This is a genomic window from Bacillus sp. S71, from assembly GCF_016625265.1.
Taxonomy (GTDB): Bacteria; Bacillota; Bacilli; order Bacillales; family Bacillaceae_G; genus Bacillus_A; species Bacillus_A cereus.
Map to the genome: position 1 here is coordinate 630,705 of NZ_JACVUW010000003.1, position 22,062 is coordinate 652,766.

Sequence of the window (22,062 nt, forward strand, 5' to 3'; positions counted from 1 at the left end):
AACGGTTAAATCGTCAATAGTTTAAACTCACATTCAAACATTTTTTTCATCCCCTCCATTTGTGTACACAAATTATTTACACAATTTTTCCAAGCATGCTATAGTCTCACTAACAGATGCAAAGGGGCGAGATTTCAATGACGAAGCGAAAAGATATTCATTTTCGAATTGAAGAAAAATTACTTGCAAGGTTTGAAGCTGCACTCCATTACGAAGGTTTAAAGAAAACGGATGTATTAACACATGCGATCCAACAATTTTGTACGAAAGTGGAATATGAAAAAATGAATGATGTAAAAAGGCAATATAGCGTCAGTAACAATTTACAAACACGTATCGATACGCATAAACATTACGAAGAAAAACAAGTGAATTTAGATGAAATCGTTATTGAACATTTACAACTTCAAGGGGAAGAAAGCATATTAGAGGTTGGGTGCGCTAGCGGAAAATTCCTTTCCCTTTTACAAACAAATGGTCATAAAGGCCTATTAACCGGGTTGGATCAATCCGAAGCTATGCTTGCTGAAGCTGCTAAGACGAATAACTTAATAGAATGGAAACGAGGGGATGCTAGTAAACTCCCTTTCAAAACAAATTATTATGACCTAATAATCGCAAGACATATGTTATATCACATGAAAGATGTTGAAAAAACAATTCAAGGATTCCATAAAGTAATTCGTCCCGGCGGCTCACTTTTAGCTACAACAAATTCTAGTGTTACATTACCTCGTATAGTTGAAATGTGTAACCGCATGTTAGACGCATTTGATTTACCGAAAACAACATCATCAGTCACTCCATTTTGTTTAGAAAATGGTAAAGAGATATTACAATCCGTTTTTCCAACGGTTGAAGAAACAGTTATTCATAATGCGCTCGTTTTTCATCATTCTACCCCAATAGTAAACTATATTTCTAGCATGTTTCCGTCGCTAAATATACCTGATAATACACTTCTTCACGCGGAAATGAAGGTATGGCTAAAAGAAGAAGTAGAAAATGAATTATCACTTCATAACGGTATATGGCGCGATCCGAAAACTTTAGTTATTTATCGGTGTAAAAAAGAAAAAAGCTAGCATTCGCTAGCTTTTATACATTTTCAGATAAAAGTTTCTCCATCATCACATTACCCTTACCGCCATAAAAATTTGTATTATGTTCGTTCGCTATCCCAAAGTAAGAGGCAATCGCTATTCCGAATGGTACAAATGCATGTCCTTGTGCTGTAATAATATTTGAGTGTTGCACAACTTCTTTATACACAAAATTTTCTACTGGAAAACAATCAAGTTTTTGATAATCTATGGTCACTGTATACGAGATTTCTTTGAATAAGCCTGCTTTTGCTAGCGCATACGGTCCAGCGCAAATAGCAGCTACTAATTTTTCTTGTTCGTGAAATTGGCGAATGACTGAAAAGAGTCCTTCTGCATCCTTCATATGTATCGCATCCCCGCCTGGAATAATAATTCCCTCATATTCTTCTACATGCACTTCCCTTAATTCTATATGTGGTTGCACTTGCAAACCTGTTTCACTTATAATCAATTCTTTTGTTAAGCCCGCTGTAATGATTTCAAATTTATTCTTCAGCAATGCCGTTGCTACTGTTATTTCAAACTCTGCAAATGTTGGGTATACAAGTAAAAGTATTTTTTTCATAGCTCTCTCTCCTTTAACCAGTCCATAAAATATACCTCTAAATCGTCCACTGTTAATCTATTCGTGTCCACATAAGTTACAGGAAATTGTTTATACCAGTCTTTTTCAGTTTCTACTAATTTAAATTGCTCCTCAAACGTACTTCTGTTTCTTGTTCTATCATTATTTTTTCTATCATATACATTCTTCTTCGTAACATCTAAGTAAAAAATCGCATCCGAACGGCATTCTCTTAATTCATATAATTCATCTTTCAATTCAGCTTCTATATCCCACTCTTCCCCTATAATCGTTGGATAAAAGAGTGTAAAAAACTCAATATCTTCTGGTCCGCGATCAAAAATTACGACTGAATCTTTCACATTTTGAAACTCCTTAATTTTTGCTTCAATAAACATTTTTTGATTTATGATAAACCCTTCTTTTGAATTCATATCCAAATTTAATCGCTTTCGCTTTTCTACAATTGGATAAGGATTTTCATATATAACCGAAAGCCCACATCTCTCTAACCTTTTAGCCAATGTTGTTTTTCCGCTAGCCATCGGCCCTTGCAGTGAAATTACGTATACCATACCTCTCATTCCCTTACACTTTAGTACACCTATAATATACAGAATTTTTAAAACTCTCAACATTATATATATCATCTTGTTTCTTATTCCTATCTAACTTATAATAAAAAATAGAGATTATGACGGACGCATCAATAATGTAAGCTTGGAAATCCAAGCTTACATTATTTTTTGCTTTCCCTTTTCGAATAAAAAGAGTATACTAGATTAGAACGTATGTTCTTAATGATTACATACAGTAAGGAGATAGAACAATGGTATACGACACAAAAGCAATTTCTTGGAATGAGTCTTTAAAACAACTTCAACGCCGCTATACAAACAAACAAGTTGACCGAAAAGAATTTGAGGATATTGAACTGATGGAATTCTTCCGCGATAACGACTACATTTCTTTACCTACACATATAAGCGGCCTATCAAAAACACGTTTTACTTCTTACTCTATTTTCACAACTGAAGATAAAGATCGTAAAGTTGGCACACTTATTATTGAGTATGTTGAAGACGATAATAATAATTTATGTGTTGAACAACTATACTTCGTTTAAACTATAACGCTTGGTCAAAATGACCAAGCGTTCTTGCTTTCTATGAATCTCACTGTATATAATATGAATAAAAGAAAACCGCTATCATTAAGGGGGGATATGCTTGCTCGAAGGATGGTTCAGTTGGTTCATTGTATTATGGACGGTTATTTTATTAGGGCTTATGTCTATCGGTGGATACTTTATGTTCAGAAAATTTTTAAAACGATTACCAAAAGAAGACGGCATGTCCATTTTGGATTGGGAAGAACACTACATAAATAAAACGAGACATTTATGGGCTGACGAACAAAAACAATTGTTAGAAGAGCTTGTAAGCCCTGTTCCAGAACTATTTCGCGATGTTGCAAAATCAAAGATCGCTGGAAAAATCGGGGAACTTGCATTACAAGAAAATGCCTCTCGAATTACACAAGACTTAATTATTAAAGGATATATCATTGCCACACCAAAGCGTGATCATAAATTTTTAATTAAAAAACTACAAGAAAAAAAGATTGATTATTCTAACTATCAATCTTTACTCGCAAAGTAACTCCATATTATTTTCGATAAAAAAGACAGCGCCTTTAACGCTGTCTTTTTATTTAGTACATATACAGTTTTTAAGTTAGCTTCATATCTTTTTCATTATAAAAACCATCTTCTTTTTCCATTTCCTTCTGTAATTTCGTAAAGGAACGATACATTGCAATTCTCCATGACACAATCATCGCAAACGCAAGTAAGAAGAACATGCCACTAAGTTGTCCTAAATCAAGAGATTGGCTTAAGTATGTTTTAAATACAATCCGCACGACAAGTAATCCAATTAATATAAAAACAAAGGCTTTTGAACGCTTCAAATAAATCTCTTGTCCTCTAATTTCAAACTTAGATGTTTTAATAAGAAAAATAGAGAAAATCAAACCGACACCAATTGCTTCTAACATTTCTGCTGGAGTTAATCGAAATTCAGGAAAAACATACATCAATGCGCCCGTACTCATAAAAAATGGCGGAAGTATAATTTTTTTCAATGTTGCAGGTTTCTTAGCTGCTTTTAAACGAATAAACATCGCACCGACAGCCATACAAACAGCAACGATACTGGATAAAACAACTATGTTCATATTTTCTCATCCTTTTTTGTGGCTATATGCAAAATATACTTTCATTATATGCTTTTCCGTTAGTATTTCCAACATTTTCGCAGAATAATACTAAAAACCGGTAAAACCACCAAATAAACTTGAGAAATATACGATAATTTTCGTCATCCAGTTAAAGTATAGGAAGACACCCATAACAATCATAATGTATCCTCCGACTTTCATGAAGGCCATACTATTTCTTTTAATCCAAGACATTTTCGTAATAAAAAATGACAGTACGAAAAACGGGATAGCAAATCCAAGTATGTAAGCAATCATGTAAATCATTGCTGATTCTGGGTTTGTTGCTGCTAATCCAATTACGGACACTAGAATTGGTCCGGTACATGGCGTCCACCCTGCTGCAAAGGCTAATCCAATTAGTACTGATCCAAAATAGCCACTTGGACGATTTTTAAATGTAAATTTACGGTCTTGCATTAAAAATTTCGGCTTAAACACCCCGACAATAATTAAACCGAACACGATGATAAAGATACCACCTAACTGTCTGATTAAATCTTTATAGTCAGTAAAGATTCCTCCAATAAAACTTGTACCAAATCCAATTGCAATAAATATAATTGAAAATCCAAGTAAGAAAAACGCTGTATGTATCATACTTCTTTTGCGAAGCATTGCATTTTCTTCTTTCAATTCAGAAACCGACATACCTGTTATGTACGATAAAAATGCCGGATAAAGCGGTAAGCAACATGGGGAAATAAATGATAAGAACCCGGCGCCAAACGCTAAAAAAATACTAATATCTTGCATCATTCCACTCCTCTCCCTAAATATTGTAACAAAAACACATAAAAATACTATGAACAATTCGTGAAATCACTTTTACAACGTGGCAATAAGAAAAAACATATTTCCTCACAGTTTCTAATAAAACGTTTTCATTTCCTTCTATTATATAGAAAAAACTCAAATGCATTATGAAACTCCTTTAATTGTTATTAACATAACAAAGGTAACATAGTTTCTCAAATAATTAGCACGCTACTAGTACGCCTATTTACATATTTGTTTAAAAAATATTTTTTTCAAATGCTGTCTCTATACAATGCAAAGTTGATTTTATAATACTTCTACTATTAATAATTTCAAGATTATGCATAAATATCATACTTTTATTATTATTCTATAAAATGTCATACTTTTCTTTCATTTGACCCTTTATTTCTAATTTTGTATACTTCCCTCTAGTTATATATTTTCGATACGGAACAACTTCATATAGATGGGAGGAATTTTTCATGCTTCGTTATTCTCTTTTAGTTTTATTAGGAGCGTGTAGTTATGGAATTTTAGCTATTTTTGTTAAGCTTGCATATGCAGAAGGATTTTCACTTGGAGAGGTAATTGGCAGCCAATATTTGTTCGGTTGGATTATTCTGCTTGCTATTACACTTCTATTTTCTAGACATCGCGTTCCTTTAAAGCAAGCATTACTTTTATTCGTTGCAGGAACATCTGCAAGTTTTACCGGAATTTTTTATTATGCCTCATTAAAAACTGTACCAGCTTCTATTGCAATTATTCTTTTATTCCAATTCGTTTGGGTCGGAATTATCATTGAAGCAGTCGCAACAAAAACATTACCTTCAAGAGAAAAAGTTATTTCTGTTATTTTCTTACTTGTAGGGACATTTTTATCAAGTGGTTTACTAGAACAATCAGCAGGTGCTTTCGATACGACTGGAATCATTTTAGGTTTATTATCTGCTGTTACATTCGCAACATACATTTTCGTGAGCGGAAAAGTTGCTGTTGAAGTACCTTCATTACCGCGCGGTGTTCTCTTAATGACTGGTGCTTTAACTTTAGTCATGATTGTATTCCCACCAACATTTATTTTTAATGGTGCCATTTCTCAAGGTCTTTGGAAATACGGTTTAGGATTAGGAACATTTAGTATCGTCATTCCATCTATTGCCTTTACAATCGGGATTCCAAAAATCGGTTCTGGCTTAGCGACTATTCTTGGTGCAGCGGAACTACCAGTTACAACAATTATGTCCGTATTCGTTTTAAAAGAGGCTGTACTATCTTCACAATGGTTCGGTGTATCACTTATATTAATTGGGATTGCAATCCCGCAAATTGCATACGCAATGCGTGGACGTTATCGTAAACATCATACGCATAAAAAAGTCGCAGCATAAAGTGAAACTTTAATTAGTTGAACCAATCGGGCTTTTATGGGATAAACGAGAGAGGATTTTCATTTGAGAATCCTCTCTTTTATTGTTGTATACTTATGGTAAATATTTTGCTGAAGAAAGAAGGCATACTACATGGTATCTATTTCAAATCAACTAAAAGAAAAACTTATTTCCATCCGTCGACATTTACATGAGTATCCAGAACTATCATATGAAGAGTTCGAAACAACAAAAGCAATAAAAAATTGGTTAGAAGAGAAAAACATTACTATCATTGATTCCAATTTAGAAACAGGAATTATCGCTGAAGTGTCTGGTAATAAAAACGGGCCAATTGTAGCAGTTCGTGCTGATATTGATGCCCTTCCTATTCAAGAAGAAACACATTTGTCCTATGCATCTAAAGTACGAGGGAAAATGCATGCTTGTGGACACGATTTTCATACAGCTGCTATTTTAGGTACTGCTTTCTTATTAAAAGAAAGAGAATCTTCCCTAAATGGAACGATTCGCTTCATATTCCAACCAGCTGAAGAAAGTAGTAATGGCGCTTGCAAAGTTATTAATGCTGGACATTTACGTAATGTGCAAGCGATTTTCGGCATGCATAATAAACCTGATTTACCAGTAGGTACAATTGGCATTAAAGATGGTCCACTGATGGCCGGAGTTGATCGATTTGAAATTGAAATTCACGGAGTTGGTACACACGCGGCTGTACCAGATGCTGGCGTAGATCCTATTGTCGCATCCTCTCAACTTGTGATGGCACTGCAAACAATTGTAAGCCGAAATATAAGTTCATCTCATAATGCGGTTGTTAGTGTTACAAATATTCATGCAGGAAATACGTGGAACGTGATTCCTGCAAAAGCTACGTTAGAAGGAACTATTCGCACGTTCCAAGCTGAAACACGTGAAAAGATCCCAGCACTCATGGAGCGTATTATTAAAGGTGTATCTGATGCATTAGGTGTAAAAACGGAATTCCGTTTTTTTTCAGGTCCTCCTGCTGTTCACAACGATAAAGCTCTTACAGACTTATCTACTCAAGTTGCCACAAAGATGAACCTTAATATCATCTCGCCTAGTCCGTCAATGGCTGGAGAAGATTTTTCATTTTACCAACAGGAAATACCAGGTTCATTCGTCTTTATGGGAACGAGCGGTACACATGAATGGCATCATCCTGCTTTTACAATTAATGAAGAGGCACTGCCTATAAGTGCCGAATACTTTGCTTTACTAGCCGAAAGAGCACTTAAACAATTCTCATAAAAAAAGCCGTTCAAAGTGCATCTCAGCACCCTGAACGGCTTTTCTTATTAAGTTAAATCACGTTTTAAAAACACAGTATATGAAATACATAAAAATACGAACAAATAAAGTAGTAACATACATGATGCAAACGGGAATGTTACTCCATCAATAAAACTTCCATTCTTTGAAATACTATATAAATCTGTGTTTGCTGGCAATAAATATTTCGCCCAGTTATATCTAGTGGCTGCTAATAACGCAATATTGCCTGATAAAGCAAGGAATAGTGAAATACCAATTGCACCTCCACTAGATCTCGTTAACACAGAAATCATAAATGCAAACGATGCATACACAACCGTTGGTAACCACGATAAAACATAATATTTACTTGCTTCCACAAAAATATTTTGTTTTATTATATTTACATCTTGGAAAATAAACTCACTCCATGCAGGCTGTTGGAATTTATAAATAACAAGTCCACATAAAGCAGAGAAAATCATATTAAATATAAACAATAAAGCTGCAAATATAATGATTGCTAAAAACTTTGCTGTTAAAATTTTAAATCGACTCGCCGGACGGATTGTTAAAAATTTATATGTTCCCCAGCTATATTCATTCGCAAAAATTGTACTTGCATACACGAGGATAAATGGGAGCAAAATTGGAAATACGATAAAACCTGTATCTCTCATGAAAGAAAGTGGAGAACTGCTTGCCGGTGCTGTATCCGTATCTAAATGCTTCATCTTAAGCTGGTATTCTTTTACAAGCTCATCCCCTGATTTTTCTGCTAAAATAGCTTCTTTTTTCATGCCAAGCTTTTTCTCAATTTCTACAGTACGTTCTGTATAATCTACTTTCCATCCTTTTGTTTCCGGTTCAAAATACTTTACCGTAACCCACCCTAATCCGATTATTAATACTGCAATAACCGCAAATGGAATAATCGTTCGCTTCCGCTTAAATATTTTATACAGTTCGTTATATACTAAATTAAACAATATCTTTTCCCCCTGTTAATTCTAAAAATTGCTCTTCTAACGTTTTTCTTTCTTCATATACACGATACACTTGAATATTTTTCTCAAGCAATGTACGAATAACATTTGGGATTTCTTCATCTTTTACATTAATAAGTAATTCATTATCTTTTACTAAAACATCATGCCCTAATATTTCCGCTGCTTTATTCGCATCATCTACACGTATACGGATCGTCTCCATCTCTTCGCTTTGGCTATGCTGAATATTTTGCGTAGCCACATATTCCCCGTGCTGAATAATGATAACTCTGTCACACATTAATTCAACTTCTGAAAGTAAGTGACTCGATACAAGTACAGCTTTTCCTTGTTCGTGTGCAATTTTTTTTATGTACATTCTCATTTCATGTATTCCACTAGGGTCTAATCCATTCGTCGGTTCATCTAGTACCAACACATCCGGATCGTGAATAAGCGCCTGAGCGATTCCTAAACGTTGTCTCATGCCGAGTGAATATGCCTTTACTTTACGATTAATTACTTGTCCCATTCCTAACAATTTCACTACTTCATCGATACGCTCTTCGGTCACATTACCATTCATTCGTCCGAAATATGTTAAATTTTCATACCCGCTCAAAAAAGGATAAAATTCGGGTGTCTCAATTACCGCCCCAATTTTCGCAGCGGTTTTTTCAAATTGCTGTTTCACAGATTGACCATCAATCCATACTTCACCTTCTGTCATACGGATCATACCAACCATCATTCTCATTAAAGTCGTTTTTCCAGCACCGTTTGGTCCGAGTAAACCGACAACCTCGCCTTTTTTCACTTCAAAACTAATATTTTGTACAAGTGTCTTTGAGCCGATTCGCTTCGTTAACCGATCGACTTTTACAATTGATTGTTCATTTGTCATTCTATACAACCTTTCCTTCCCATTCTTTGTCAGGTCTTTTCACTGTAACACGATTATTTTTACGTGTAAAATAGAAAAAAGCATGATTTCTCATGCCCTTTCTTTAAACCGCAACGAATTTTCATCTTTTAAACTTCGAACAAATCGATAACATTGCATCATCGATATTAAAACGACAGTCATCATAATTACACTAATAATTACAACTGCATATATTGTAATTGGCGCACTATTTACTCCTTGTATCCCTGCTATTTTCATAAAGATAACCGTAAATAATTTTAAAAATAACATCCCATTAACTAATCCAAAAACAAACGCTGCTCCATAAATGAATAATTGCTCCTGACATAATAAACATAGTACTTCTTTTCTTTTTATATTTTCTGCTACATAAGATGTAAACTCCTCTCTCCTCACTAGCAAAAGGGAGTACATCATTTTATATGTAGTAAAAATACATATGAAAATTAGTGCAATAAACAGTGTGTAAAAATACATTTGAAATACAAATGCATCCCCTACTTTCAAAATAGCTCCTTCATTAAATTGTAACGATATCATAAAAAACAAAATCATAGTACTCATAGCAATCCACATAAATTGCTTCATCCTTTTGGTAGCAAATGTTCTAATATTTTTTCTCGCTAACCGACATAAAGACATAAAATTCTTCCCCTACCTTATTACATACGCATTCTATACTACTAGTGTATAAAAATATGACATTTTAAACATCGCACTACAATCGGAATTTCTTCTAAGTCTTTAGTCCTAGAAAACGAAATGATAAAAAATCACATTTAGAATATAATTGTAAAAAGGAGGAGATTGCATGCGTATAAAATTACTATCAATCTTGTGTTTATTATTACTCACAAGTTGTAGCCAAATAAAAAACAATGAAGTTGCCATTGTTGAGCCATACAAATTAACAAAAGAGCAAGCTTCTATTTTACAAATGACTCCTTTTCAAGAAGGAAATAGCATGTTTTATAACGTTACTCTTAAAAATGATAAAGATGAAATAAATGCTACAATTGATTATTATAACAATGGTAAAAAAACAAAAGAAATTGCTAATATAGCTACCTCACATTTTTCAAAAAAGAAAGTAAAGCTTTCTTTTTTACCACCACATTTCCAATTCGATAAAGATATACAAGAAAAAAGGCAGTGGTATCTGAATATTGAAGGTGGTTCAACACTTGTTCCTGAAGAAGCGCCACCAAGCGTAAATAGCTCTGCAACTACTACAATCCAATCTATAAAAAATTTAAAATACAATCAAAAAACAACTTTAGCTGCTGTAATCCAAACCAGTAAAGAAACTGTAAGCGTTCCTACCATTGATGAAGAAACAGATATTGATCTACTCTTAAAAGAAAATGAACACGTTTATCTATTTAGTATCGAGCTAAAAAAAGAACAATAAAGCGGAAATGCAACTTAAGTTGCATTTCCGCTTTATTGTTTAATAAGGTGTACTTTTATGGATTTGAATTAAATCCATATTCTGTTACTACTATTGCTCATCTTCTACTTCTATTCTTTTCTTCTCTCTTGCAATTTTTAAAAACTCTAGCAGCTCTGGATTACTATTCATTTTTTTGTAAGCCACTGACATTTCTGCAACAAAATTAGAATCATATAACTCTTTATATACAACTTCTGTTTTATATAACTTATTTGCCGACACGGGTATTACTGTAATTCCAATCCCTGCTGCTACAAGCCCCATAACTGTTTGATACTCTGTTGCTTCTTGTACAATACGCGGACTAAATCCAACTTCTCTGCAAAGAGATAAAATTGTATCATACAAAGCTGGCCATACTGGTCTCGTAATAAATACAAACGGCTCATCTCGTAAATCTTCTATATGTATTTCATCTTTCTCTGCAAGTGGATGTGCCTTTGGTAAACATAAGGTGCAAGATAACCTTTGAATTGGCTCTAATTCTAATAATTGTGTTGGAATTGGTGGACGTAAAAAGCCAATATCGATACGGTTATCATGAAGTGCATGAACTTGATCTGGTGTTGACAATTCATGTAATGCAACAGACACTCTCGGAAATTTTTTTCTATATTCCCTAACAATTGATGGTAAAATATCATATATCGCCGCACCTACAAAACCAATTGAAAGTGATCCTACTTCTCCCCTTTGCGCACTTTGTGCAACTTCTACTGCTTTTTCAATTTGTTCAAACGCCTTTTTTACTTCTTTTAAAAACATTTCTCCTGCTTCTGTTAGTTCAACCTTTCTTTTCGTTCTTGAAAATAATGTAACTCCCATTTCTTTTTCTAATTGCTGTATTTGTTGACTAAGTGGTGGTTGTGTCATTTGTAAACGAGCAGCCGCCCGTCCAAAGTGTAACTCTTCTGCCACAACAACAAAATATTGCAAATGCCGTAATTCCATTTTTGGACACCCTTTTCACTTTCGATTAATATGTCTAATATATTAATAACATATAATTTATATATTAGACAAATATTTTGAATGAACGTATAGTAGAAATTGTTAATTCTTTTTTACAATTTTTATGTAAAAAAAGAAAGAGGTGGTTACTGTATGAAATGGTGGAAGTTAAGCGGACAAATTTTATTACTATTTTGTTTCGCTTGGACAGGTGAATGGATTGCAAAACAGGCACACCTCCCAGTTCCAGGAAGTATAATCGGTATTTTTTTATTATTAATTTCATTAAAATTTAACCTAGTTAAAAAAGAATGGATACAGGACGGAGCAGATTTTTTATTAAAAGAACTTATTTTATTTTTCATCCCTTCTGCAGTCGCTGTCATACGTTACAGAGATACACTAACACAATATGGAATCGATCTCATTTTAATTATTATGATTAGCACTCTTTGCGTTACCTTAGTTACAGGACTTTTAACAGAATTGCTACTAAAGCGGAAAGGATCAACGCAATGATCGGATTTCTTTGTTTACTATTAACACTATTCACATATTGGATATCAAAAAAAATGTATCAACGCTGGAATTGGAGTCTACTTTCTCCTCTTCTCGTCTGTCCCATTATTTTAATTTCTTTATTGCTCGGATTAGATACACCTTATGAAACATATGAATCTGGTGGTCACTGGTTAACTGAATTATTAAAACCCGCAACAGTTGCTTTTGCATGGCCAATCTATAAATACTTTGATTTATTAAAGAAACATGGAATGGCTATCTTACTTAATGTCATTGTCGGTTCGTTTTTATCAGTCATTACTTCAGCACTACTAGCAAATTATTTTCAAATTGATTCATCACTAGAACATAGTTTAGCGCCACATATCGTAACAACACCAATCGCAATGGCTATTTCAGAAATGATTGGTGGTATGTCACAATTAACTGCTGTATTTGTCGTTTTAACTGCCTTAACAGGAGCATTGCTCGGTCCTTCTCTCATACGTATTTGCCGTATTAAAACAGCAATCGCAAAAGGTATTATGTTAGGAACGAGCGCAAATGGAACCGGTACATCAAAAGCATTCGAAATCGGTCCTGTGGAAGGAACAATTGCAAGTTTATCCATGCTTTTAACAGCAGGCGCTAGTTTAGTTATCGTTCCGCTTTTCTTGTCTTGGATACATTAAAGAAGCAAGTATTTACATACTTGCTTCTTTATTTATATATTGGTACAGCAATTCATAATCCTCTGGAAAAGCTAAACACAATTGTTCAACTTCATGTATCCCTTTCCAAGCAATTTCATGTATTAACTCATCAGGATCTTGGATTTTCATATTACCGCCTATTTGTTTAACAAAATAATAATGGACATACACTGGAACACCGTATGTAATACCCTCTTTTTCATATATTTTATTTACAACTTCCACATTGTAACCTGTTTCTTCCCAAACTTCCCTAATACAACATTCTTCTAGTGTCTCTCCCTTTTCAAGTCCTCCACTTGGGACAGACCACCTTTTTTCTTCTCCCTCTTTTCCCTGCAGTACCATTAAAACTTCATTTTTTTCATTTACACATACCGCTGCACTACCTATCCATCTCTCCATAAACATCCCTCCCCTACTAAAATTCGCCTTCTTTATTATTTTCCCCTTGAAAAAAGAGGAAAATAATAAAACAATGACGAAAAGTTACATCAACTTCATAGACAATCCCTTCTTAGAAATTAAAAATGGAAGGATGAAAATATGATTTCTAATTATGTTGTGGAATGTGTCTTTTGTGAAGAAAATCGAAAACCTCGCCAAGCTATTGTCACAGTTCCCGCCACTACTCAGCTACTAGCCCTTGAAAAAGTGCGCGCGGAATGCAAACGTCGCTTCGGAAAAACTGTATTATTGCAAACAGAAATTAAAGAAGAAATAATTTTCGAACAAAAAGAAAGCTGACCATAAATTGGGCAGCTTTCATATCCGATCATATTTTCACATGAAGATTAGGGGCATCCTCTTTAAGGATCGGGATTTTCCCATTATGTACGTTCCATAATGGTCATCGAACAATATATTTCTATGCAATTAACTATTGAATAGAATAGGGCAAAACTTGTTCGCATTTTTAGAAAAGGGATAGGGATATAATTCAAGTAGTACTTCGAATACTCGAACTTTACACTCATAATATTAAAACAAATCCTTTTATATGGGAAATATGAATTACCTATATAATTCATTCGTAAAATATATTAATAGTTTGCTATATTAATTTTATCCCGCTATTTGTAAGCAGTAACCCCCTGCTGATTATAATTTCACTTTATTCCATCAATAGCATACACCCAGCTAAAACCGGTGTCATAATCATCGAAAACCTCAAAAGCGTTCGCGGTGCATAATTTGTAAACTTCGCGCCAATGTATGCCCCTAACATGGTCCCAATCAATACTTGCAATAACAATATATAATCTAAATATCCTTCCGAACTATATCCTATCCCGCCTCCAATTGCAATCGGTAATATAACAAGCATTGTTGTCCCTACAGATTGCTGAATCGTAAGTCCCAATAGAACCATTAATCCAAGTTGAATAAACGGTGCAGAACCAATCCCAAATGAACCAGCCATCATTCCAGTAACTAATCCAAGGCATACACATTTCAACAAGTAGTTCACGGAAAACTCTTTATGTTTATATAAAGACGACTTCTCTTTGTTTTGGAACATAATTAATTTAATAAACATAAAAATTGCCGATAAAAATAACATCCCAGCTGTAAACCAATGAAGAAGATGTGCTGGTATAAGTGAACCAAATTTAGAACCAATATAAGAGCCAATTGCGCCAAATCCCCCAACAATCCCGCCTATAATAAGTGCAACATTGCCTTCACGGTAATGACTTACAACACCTGATAATGTCGTAAATGCCATTGCAGTTAAAGATGTTGCAAGAGCAACATGAATAGGAATTTGGAATACTAAAGTGAGTATCGCGATAATAAACCCAGCTCCTCCAGCTCCAACAAATCCTAATAAAATACCCATTACTAACATTGTTATAATTATTGCCACAGACTTTCCCTCCAGTAACACAATTATCCATCATATTTATGCTTACATACAAATAAAAAGCATCCTAGATGGATGCTTTTTATTTCAATGATATGTACTTAATCTTGATTAATCAAAATAACTGCTGGACCAGCGACCACCACTCCAGCTACTTCTATCTTTTCAAATTCCTTTACTGTAATAGAGATAACTCCTTCTCTTTCCATCAATTCTTTACTCAGGACATCAGTCGGGATTGCTTTCACCGTCTTACCTCCTTTTCATTTATACAATATGATAAAGTGAAACTTTAATGAGTGGGGTTTTTGTTCGTACTTATTAATTATTACCCCTCACCAATCGGACTAATAATCACCCAATGCATCTATATATATGCATCACCTCCGCTTTCATTCCTTATTCCACTCAAAAACCTTCTCCCCCTTCCGTGACATATTGAAAAATAAAAAAGAAGCTATAACATATAGCTTCCCTCTACGTTTCTTTAATCTTTATGCACCGTATATTCCATGACTTTTCCATCTCTATCAAATTGGAAAACAAGCTGTTCGCTATCTATTGGAATAAAGCCACGTTCAGTCCCAAGATAATACAAAGTGGTAACTCCTTCTTCCCCACTTCTCGTTTCCGTTGGAGCTCCTAACAATTGGATAATTTCTTCATTTGATTTCCCTATTAATTTATATTTTTGTAATAGATCATCTACCATATGTACCCGCTTATCTGCATGATTTAACCATCTATTTTGATTAAACTTTGATGTATATTCATTTACACTTAGTTGTACAGTGCACACTATTAATGGTATGAGTGCTACTATTAAAACCCCCAACATTTGCTTCTTTTCTTCATTACGATTTTTAGAAACATATAAAATAGCCCTTTGAATCATGACTAATAAAACAAATGGTATGAATACTACAAAAATGCTCCTTACACTTAAGGGTATATGGACCATATCAATGACGAATATAAATACAATGTACATTACTATATACAAACAAAAATATACATACAAAATGCCACGTAGCATAGCGTTCAGAAAGATCTCCCCTTTTAACTCACTATATAATTCATCCGGCTAATCATTTCTCGAATCTGTTCTAATTCTTGCACTGTATATACTACTTTCCCTGCTAAGATTTCATTTCTGAAGAACGTTACAATTTGCTCCCGATCTTTTAATCTAGGTGTTTCCTCACTAGAAAGATCTATTATTTCTTTTCCATTTTCATTATAAAAATATACAACTGGTTTTACCTTTTCTTTTATACTATTAGCCTGCATTTCTTTCAAACAATTGTATAAAATTTGAGATAGTTTCTTCGCCTTATATACTGGATTCCCTTCATTTTTCACTTGTATAGTTGACGAATCTTTACCTACTATATATTCAAATGTCTCTTCTTTTTCAAGTTCTTGTTGATACTTACCCATTTCATCAATCATAAATGAATATATACCAGCATTTTCTTTCGTTAAACCATGAATTAATTTCTCTTCCCATTCTTTCGTCTCAAGTAGATAAATACCAGTTTTGCACAAGATGAGATGATGGATTCGATTATCGTTTATTTCACTATTATTTTTAATAAAAACATTCGGCATGATTTCAATTTCAGCATCTAATATGATGCCTTGCTCTATGAATCCTCGCTTCATATAATGTAATGTTTCGTACATATTCATTTCAGCGCCGTTTTTAGTATATTCTCGTAAATTTGCAATTAATTTTTGAAACATATGTATTTCGTTATTATGTTTATTTTGTATTTCACTACGTTCTTTACTATGTTGCATAGCTAATTGATTTTTCATCATACGCATATTTTCAATTTCTCTATTTGCACTTACTTGTAAATCATTGTATTTTTTCTGTTCCATATTTTTTAAATTATTTTGTTGTTCTTTATGCTCTATCACCGTAGCTGCAATTTCGTTTTCATACGTTTCAATTGCTTGTTTCTTTTCAAATTCTACTTGCTGACTCTCTGATTCTAACTGTTTATTTTTATAAAACAGCACAAATACTACAGCTAATAATATTAAAACCGCACCTATTAGCACATAATTCATATTTTTACCCCTTTATTTCATTTTCTATTATTTTTTTAAAATATATCTACTATAGTATACTATGGTTTCGATATAGACTTTGTAAAAGTTGTATATTTTTAATAAAAGGCACCTCTGACGGGGCACCTTTTATTTTCACTCTATTGTACACCATACTGAATATAACTTGGATCGTAGTATATCCATTGATTTGTCCCTAAGCAAAGCCATCCATCTTGCTTACTCCATACTCGATACGATTCACCATGATGTAACTGTCTTATAACATTTCCTTTTAATGATGGAGCGTCACGTAAATTTACATTATCACCAGTAATAGTCGCCACATAATGTTTATACTGAATATAACTCGGATCATTATATACCCACTGATTTGTCCCTAAACAAAGCCATCCATCTTGTTCTCCCCAAACTTCATATGTTTCGCCACGATTCAATTGGCGAATTATACTAGACTGCAAAGATGGTCCACTTCTCAAATTCACATTATCTCCATTAATTATAGCAACCCCATACACTGGAGTTGCATTATTAGGCGGAGAAACATTCCCTCCACCACTTGCTCCATTCCCTTGTAAAGCTTCTAGTGAAACTGCAGCTGATACATCACAATTTCCTACACCTGAAATTTGTCCAGAATCTGTGTACTGCCATGCTGTCCACGCTGTCCATCCACCAGCATCAGCAGGCGGTGTACTCGAGTATTTAGCAATCCAAAGTGGAATATCACTTAATCCGCTAATTCCGAACTCATTAATATACCAAACTCCTGTATATAACATTACATCTTTTCCAGTAGCCTGTTTCACATAATTTATGAAGCTTCTTGCCCAATTCGATATAGCGCTACCAGTTAAATTACTATTACTCGGATCTTTTGGTGATTCTAAATCCAGAACTGGCATTAAGTCTGTCTGGTTACTTTGTAATATACTCACAAAATATTTCGCCTCTGAAATTGCATCATTTTGTTCTGGACGTGCAAAATGGTATGCACCAATTAATACATTCGCACTTCGGGCTGCTTGTACATTTTTAGTAAAAGTAGGATCAATGTAATTTACACCTTCTGTCGCTTTTGCATACGCTGCTGGAATTCCAGATGCCTTCACTGCATTCCAATCAATATTCCCTTCCCAATGAGACACATCAATAAACGTAACATTTGAACTCGATCTGTTTTGCATATAAAATCTCCTATCAATTTTTTTACTTCGTATACATACAATATGTACAAGTTTCATAAGAGGACACGACATTTATGCTATAGAAACAAAGAGTAAATATATTTTGTATACAAAATAAAAAAGACCTTGTATTTACAAGGCCTTTTGCAAACTCCCTTTATTTTGTAACAAGTACATATTATAATACAAACCTTGCTCACTTAGTAATTCTTGATGTGTTCCTCTTTCTACTATCTCTCCATCATGCATCACAAAAATTTGATCTGCATCTTGAATTGTAGATAACCTATGCGCAATGGCTATCGTCGTTCTACCTTTTCGCATTTGTTGCAACGCTGTTTGAATAGCCTCTTCTGTTTCTGTATCGATATTAGCTGTTGCTTCATCTAATACTAATACTTTCGGATTCGTTGCTATCGTTCTAGCAAAAGCAATTAATTGTCGTTGACCGCTTGAAAATGCTGCACCTCTTTCTACTACTTCTGTTTCATACTGCTCTGGTAACTTTTCAATAAACGTATTCGCTTGCACAAATCGAGCAGCTTCTTTTACTTCTTCATCCGTAATTTCTTCATTATACATACGAATATTTTGCTTTACATTTCCAGCAAATAAAAATGCATCTTGCAATACGAGTCCTATTTTCTTTCTAATTTCTCGTTCTTCAAATTTTTCTAAATCTACACCGTCTATTACAATATTTCCTGACTTAAGATTATAAAATCGCATTAACAAATTCATAATCGTACTTTTTCCGCTACCAGTATGCCCAACAAAAGCAACCGTTTGCCCTTGTTTCACGTGAAATGATACATTTTTTAAAACGTCACGCTTTCCATCATACGAAAAAGTAACATTTTTAAATTCAATATCTCCATCCACAACTTGAGGATTCTCATTGCCTTTTTGAACCGGTGCTAAATCTTTCTCGTCCATTAAATGAAATACACGTGATGACGAAACAAGTGCCTGTTGGAAAAAGGACAATTTCATCATCATCTCATTTACAGGTTGGAAGAAACGATGTATATAGTTAACAAAAGCATATAAAACGCCTACTTCAACAGGGCTCTTTAAAGCATCAATCCCAAATAAACCTAGTACTAAAGCAATAGCTACAATATGTACTAAATCCGTAGCTGGTCGTAAAAGTAATGCGTCTAACTTCAATGTACGTCGCCCTGCACTATAATGTTTATTATTCACTTCTTCAAACTCTTTTCTCATACGTTTTTCTTGTCTGAACACTTGAACAATATTCATTCCTTGTATGGACTCGTTCAATTTTGCATTTAACACGCTTAGTTGATTACGTACTTCTAAATAAAAAGCTGCACTTTTCCGGCGATATAATACCATAATCGCGAACATTATCGGAATTAATACGAGAGAAAATAACGCTAATTTTACATCTAATAAAAACATCGCTATTAAAATACCTACTAAAAAGACTACATTTTTCACAAATGTTGATAATACACTGACATAAAAATCTTTAATCGCTTCCGTATCATTCGTTATACGAGATACGAGCGTACCAATTGGCGTACGATCAAAGAAACTTAATGATAGCTTTTGAACATGTTCATATACTTCAACTCGCATATCTTGAACAATCTTAAAAGCAATGTTCTGAAAGTACAATAGATTTAAATACGTAAATAATACTTTTAATAAATGAGCAACTATGTAAATTACAAATAAAGTAACGAGTGCTGATCGTTCAAAATCCCGCGGTACTAGGTGTTCATCGAGGAATTGTTTAATTAAAAAAGGCCCCATCATTTCCGTTACTGTCGCACCAACTAAAAAGATAAATGCTAAAGATAGCAACCATTTATATGGCTTCATATAAGAAAGCAATCTACTTAAATCACTTCGCTTCTTCTCTACCATCATACGCCTCCTTTCTCAACTAAAGCTTCTAATTGCTGACTTTCATACATTTCTTTATACCAGCCGTTTTCCTTCATTAATTCTTCATGTGTACCTCTTTGTACAATTCTACCTTCATCAACAACAAGAATAAGATTGGCATGCTGAATTGCACTTAATCGGTGTGCAGTAATAATCGTCGTTTTCCCTGCTCTTTCCCTCTTTAAGGCACTTAAAATTGTCTCTTCTGTTTTTGCATCTACCGCTGATAAACAATCATCCAAAATTAAAATTTCAGCATTTGTTAATAAAGCACGAGCAATAGAGATTCGCTGTTTTTGACCACCAGATAACGAAACGCCTCTTTCCCCTACTACTGTTTCATATCCTTCTGAAAATTGGAGGATATCATTATGAATACAAGCAATATCTGCAGCTTCGGTAATTTCATTATATGTAGCATCCGCCTTTCCAAAGGCAATATTCTCACCAATACTTGCTGAAAATAAAAAATGATCTTGCGGCACATATGAAATAGCAGAACGGACACCATGAAGTGTTAAATCTCGAATATCTCGCTCCCCAACTTTTAATTCACCATTAAAATGATCATACTCACGGATTAAACATTTTAATAAAGTCGTTTTCCCTGCACCTGTACGTCCTACAACTCCTAGTGTTTCGCCCTTCTTCAAATCAAAGTGAATATCGTTTAAATGTAACAGTTCATTTTTCTTATACGAAAATGAATCAACAGCAAACGAAACATTACCGCTCGCTATTGTATGTACAGCATTTTCTCTATTTACTACATCTGATTTTTGTGAAAGAATTTTTTCTACACGGTCATATGAAGCACGCCCACGCTCCATAATATTGAACAACCATCCAAACGCTAACATTGGCCAAACAAGGGTACCTAAATATGTCGTAAATGTAACGAGATCACCTACTGTTAATTCACCTCTTACAACTAATACCGATCCGTAACATACTGCAATTAAAAAAGAAAATCCAACGATAAGAGCGATTGTCGGATCAAATAACGAATCAATACGTGCAACTAACACATTTTTATGCACAACATCTTCTGATTTTTTTCGAAACGCCTGCAAATCTTCTTTCTCTTGCCCAAGCGATCGAATCACTTTCATTCCACTCATACTCTCTTGCACTTTATCATTAATTTCCGAAAACGATTGCTGTGCTTTATGAAACCTTTTATGTAATAACGTTCCATAATAATTTGTCGAAATGGCTACAATCGGCATCGGAATTAAACTTAACAATGTTAACTTCCAACTAATTGTAAAACCCATCGCTACGAGTACACATCCCCCAACAGCTAATGAATCAACAAGCGTTAAAACACCCGCTCCAGCAGTTTGCTGGATCGCTTGAATATCATTGGTCGCATGTGCCATTAAATCACCTGTTCGATTTGACTGATAGAAAGATGGACTCATCTTTGTAAAATGTTCATATAAATTTTTTCGTAATTGGCGAGCTAATTTTAACGAAGACCCGAAAATCATAATACGCCATATGTAACGTAATATGTACATCGTAATACCTACAATTACTAATAGTACAACCCAATTTAGTAACTTATTGGTCGTCAATGTTCCATCATTAATTTCATCTACAACGATTCCAATTACTTTTGGTGCTACAAGTTCTAAAAGTGCAACGCCAAATAATAAAATAATTCCGGTTATGTATGCTCGTTTTTCTTGTTTAAAAAACCACGCTAAATTCATAAACACTTTCATTTTTTTCCTCCTCCCTTAAAATGAGCGATGTTTTCAGTTTATCAAAAATACAGAATTTTTAAAAGTTTTAAAAACTGTAACTAACAAAAAGAAAGACACTCTTAGCGAGTGTCTTTTAGCGCTTATTTCATTTGTTGCTTGTTCATTGCGCTCATCATTTGATTGATTTTCTTTTGGGAAGGTTTTTGTCCCATTTGCATCATCATCATTTTTAACATTTGTTCGTTAATTGGTGGATTTTTTTGTAAGTAATTCATCATGTATTTGCGGGCAATGAAAAATCCTAACGCCACGCCTGCTACTAGTGCTACTACGCCCACTAGAATACCTAACCAAATTGGCATATATTTTCCTCCTTCATG

At 34.0% G+C, this 22,062-nt stretch carries 27 protein-coding genes; 9 read left to right on the forward strand and 18 right to left on the reverse strand.

Features of this window, described 5'->3' with window-relative positions; genetic code table 11:
- The first annotated feature begins 137 nt into the window (after positions 1–137).
- Complete coding sequence (locus IBT51_RS10090) at positions 138–1,085, forward strand: class I SAM-dependent methyltransferase (protein ID WP_000166750.1); 948 nt, start codon at positions 138–140, stop codon at positions 1,083–1,085.
- Between the two features lie 13 nt (positions 1,086–1,098).
- Here the strand turns inward: IBT51_RS10090 and IBT51_RS10095 are convergent, their stop codons facing one another.
- Both IBT51_RS10095 and IBT51_RS10100 read right to left on the reverse strand, forming a co-directional pair.
- Positions 1,099–1,671, reverse strand: coding sequence for a DJ-1/PfpI family protein (locus tag IBT51_RS10095; RefSeq protein ID WP_000722338.1), 573 nt, complete (start codon positions 1,669–1,671; stop codon positions 1,099–1,101).
- Positions 1,668–2,255, reverse strand: coding sequence for an AAA family ATPase (locus IBT51_RS10100; RefSeq protein ID WP_003271178.1), 588 nt, complete (start codon positions 2,253–2,255; stop codon positions 1,668–1,670). The genes IBT51_RS10095 and IBT51_RS10100 overlap by 4 nt, the downstream gene beginning before the upstream one ends.
- Positions 2,256–2,500: 245 nt before the next feature.
- Between IBT51_RS10100 and IBT51_RS10105 the strand changes: the two genes are divergently transcribed.
- Entirely contained in the window at positions 2,501–2,797 is a 297-nt protein-coding gene (locus tag IBT51_RS10105) for a hypothetical protein (protein ID WP_000262400.1), read from the forward strand.
- A 103-nt stretch (positions 2,798–2,900) separates the two neighbouring features.
- Entirely contained in the window at positions 2,901–3,332 is a 432-nt protein-coding gene (locus IBT51_RS10110) for a DUF2621 domain-containing protein (protein ID WP_000889378.1), read from the forward strand.
- 70 nt (positions 3,333–3,402) lie between these two features.
- Here IBT51_RS10110 and IBT51_RS10115 read toward each other — a convergent pair whose 3' ends face one another.
- The 3 genes from IBT51_RS10115 to IBT51_RS27305 form a co-directional block, all read right to left on the reverse strand.
- The gene (locus IBT51_RS10115) at positions 3,403–3,909 is read right to left on the reverse strand and encodes a CcdC family protein (protein WP_001028640.1); all 507 of its coding nucleotides are present in this window, start codon (positions 3,907–3,909) and stop codon (positions 3,403–3,405) included.
- 90 nt (positions 3,910–3,999) lie between these two features.
- Entirely contained in the window at positions 4,000–4,707 is a 708-nt protein-coding gene (ccdA, locus tag IBT51_RS10120) for a cytochrome c-type biogenesis protein CcdA (protein ID WP_001152676.1), read from the reverse strand.
- 16 nt (positions 4,708–4,723) lie between these two features.
- Positions 4,724–4,873, reverse strand: coding sequence for a hypothetical protein (locus tag IBT51_RS27305; RefSeq protein ID WP_002152557.1), 150 nt, complete (start codon positions 4,871–4,873; stop codon positions 4,724–4,726).
- Between the two features lie 322 nt (positions 4,874–5,195).
- On the opposite strand from IBT51_RS27305, the gene IBT51_RS10125 reads away from it, so the two are divergent.
- Both IBT51_RS10125 and IBT51_RS10130 read left to right on the forward strand, forming a co-directional pair.
- Positions 5,196–6,104 (forward strand): EamA family transporter, encoded by a 909-nt coding sequence (locus IBT51_RS10125; protein ID WP_000947043.1) that lies wholly within the window; start codon positions 5,196–5,198, stop codon positions 6,102–6,104.
- A gap of 132 nt (positions 6,105–6,236) precedes the next feature.
- On the forward strand, positions 6,237–7,382 hold the full coding sequence (locus IBT51_RS10130) for a M20 peptidase aminoacylase family protein (RefSeq protein ID WP_053563812.1): 1,146 nt from the start codon (positions 6,237–6,239) through the stop codon (positions 7,380–7,382).
- A gap of 47 nt (positions 7,383–7,429) precedes the next feature.
- Here the strand turns inward: IBT51_RS10130 and IBT51_RS10135 are convergent, their stop codons facing one another.
- The 3 genes from IBT51_RS10135 to IBT51_RS10145 form a co-directional block, all read right to left on the reverse strand.
- Entirely contained in the window at positions 7,430–8,374 is a 945-nt protein-coding gene (locus IBT51_RS10135; protein WP_200458084.1) for an ABC transporter permease, read from the reverse strand.
- Complete coding sequence (locus IBT51_RS10140; protein ID WP_053563810.1) at positions 8,367–9,278, reverse strand: ABC transporter ATP-binding protein; 912 nt, start codon at positions 9,276–9,278, stop codon at positions 8,367–8,369. The genes IBT51_RS10135 and IBT51_RS10140 overlap by 8 nt, the downstream gene beginning before the upstream one ends.
- Positions 9,279–9,368: 90 nt before the next feature.
- Positions 9,369–9,944, reverse strand: a complete 576-nt coding sequence (locus IBT51_RS10145; RefSeq protein ID WP_088023399.1) for an ABC transporter permease — start codon at positions 9,942–9,944, stop codon at positions 9,369–9,371.
- A gap of 169 nt (positions 9,945–10,113) precedes the next feature.
- Between IBT51_RS10145 and IBT51_RS10150 the strand changes: the two genes are divergently transcribed.
- Complete coding sequence (locus IBT51_RS10150; protein WP_097920585.1) at positions 10,114–10,713, forward strand: histidine kinase; 600 nt, start codon at positions 10,114–10,116, stop codon at positions 10,711–10,713.
- A 90-nt stretch (positions 10,714–10,803) separates the two neighbouring features.
- Here IBT51_RS10150 and alsR read toward each other — a convergent pair whose 3' ends face one another.
- The gene (gene alsR, locus IBT51_RS10155; RefSeq protein WP_000423235.1) at positions 10,804–11,706 is read right to left on the reverse strand and encodes an acetoin biosynthesis transcriptional regulator AlsR; all 903 of its coding nucleotides are present in this window, start codon (positions 11,704–11,706) and stop codon (positions 10,804–10,806) included.
- 153 nt (positions 11,707–11,859) lie between these two features.
- On the opposite strand from alsR, the gene IBT51_RS10160 reads away from it, so the two are divergent.
- Complete coding sequence (locus IBT51_RS10160) at positions 11,860–12,225, forward strand: CidA/LrgA family holin-like protein (RefSeq protein ID WP_000872365.1); 366 nt, start codon at positions 11,860–11,862, stop codon at positions 12,223–12,225.
- Entirely contained in the window at positions 12,222–12,899 is a 678-nt protein-coding gene (locus IBT51_RS10165) for an LrgB family protein (RefSeq protein ID WP_078401410.1), read from the forward strand. The genes IBT51_RS10160 and IBT51_RS10165 overlap by 4 nt, the downstream gene beginning before the upstream one ends.
- Positions 12,900–12,911: 12 nt before the next feature.
- Here the strand turns inward: IBT51_RS10165 and IBT51_RS10170 are convergent, their stop codons facing one another.
- Positions 12,912–13,325 (reverse strand): NUDIX hydrolase, encoded by a 414-nt coding sequence (locus tag IBT51_RS10170; RefSeq protein ID WP_053563807.1) that lies wholly within the window; start codon positions 13,323–13,325, stop codon positions 12,912–12,914.
- Positions 13,326–13,466: 141 nt separating this feature from the next.
- Between IBT51_RS10170 and IBT51_RS10175 the strand changes: the two genes are divergently transcribed.
- The gene (locus IBT51_RS10175; protein ID WP_000625226.1) at positions 13,467–13,667 is read left to right on the forward strand and encodes a DUF3903 domain-containing protein; all 201 of its coding nucleotides are present in this window, start codon (positions 13,467–13,469) and stop codon (positions 13,665–13,667) included.
- A gap of 367 nt (positions 13,668–14,034) precedes the next feature.
- Here IBT51_RS10175 and IBT51_RS10180 read toward each other — a convergent pair whose 3' ends face one another.
- The 8 genes from IBT51_RS10180 to IBT51_RS10215 all read right to left on the reverse strand — a co-directional run bounded on the left by IBT51_RS10180 (position 14,035) and on the right by IBT51_RS10215 (position 22,044).
- On the reverse strand, positions 14,035–14,790 hold the full coding sequence (locus tag IBT51_RS10180; RefSeq protein WP_000974667.1) for a sulfite exporter TauE/SafE family protein: 756 nt from the start codon (positions 14,788–14,790) through the stop codon (positions 14,035–14,037).
- Between the two features lie 98 nt (positions 14,791–14,888).
- Complete coding sequence (locus IBT51_RS10185; RefSeq protein WP_000644411.1) at positions 14,889–15,035, reverse strand: BC1881 family protein; 147 nt, start codon at positions 15,033–15,035, stop codon at positions 14,889–14,891.
- 239 nt (positions 15,036–15,274) lie between these two features.
- Positions 15,275–15,823, reverse strand: coding sequence for a hypothetical protein (locus IBT51_RS10190; RefSeq protein ID WP_065484986.1), 549 nt, complete (start codon positions 15,821–15,823; stop codon positions 15,275–15,277).
- A 23-nt stretch (positions 15,824–15,846) separates the two neighbouring features.
- Positions 15,847–16,866 carry an NERD domain-containing protein gene (locus IBT51_RS10195; RefSeq protein ID WP_088023389.1) on the reverse strand — a complete coding sequence of 340 codons (1,020 nt, stop codon included), beginning with the start codon at positions 16,864–16,866 and terminating at the stop codon, positions 15,847–15,849.
- Positions 16,867–17,006: 140 nt separating this feature from the next.
- A complete protein-coding gene (locus IBT51_RS10200) occupies positions 17,007–18,053 on the reverse strand; it encodes a GH25 family lysozyme (protein ID WP_001181401.1) in 1,047 nt (348 codons plus the stop codon).
- Between the two features lie 132 nt (positions 18,054–18,185).
- Entirely contained in the window at positions 18,186–19,949 is a 1,764-nt protein-coding gene (locus IBT51_RS10205) for an ABC transporter ATP-binding protein (RefSeq protein ID WP_088023386.1), read from the reverse strand.
- Positions 19,949–21,700 carry an ABC transporter ATP-binding protein gene (locus tag IBT51_RS10210; protein WP_000862466.1) on the reverse strand — a complete coding sequence of 584 codons (1,752 nt, stop codon included), beginning with the start codon at positions 21,698–21,700 and terminating at the stop codon, positions 19,949–19,951. The genes IBT51_RS10205 and IBT51_RS10210 overlap by 1 nt, the downstream gene beginning before the upstream one ends.
- Before the next feature lie 122 nt (positions 21,701–21,822).
- Entirely contained in the window at positions 21,823–22,044 is a 222-nt protein-coding gene (locus IBT51_RS10215) for a YneF family protein (protein ID WP_001123317.1), read from the reverse strand.
- Positions 22,045–22,062 lie beyond the last annotated feature (18 nt).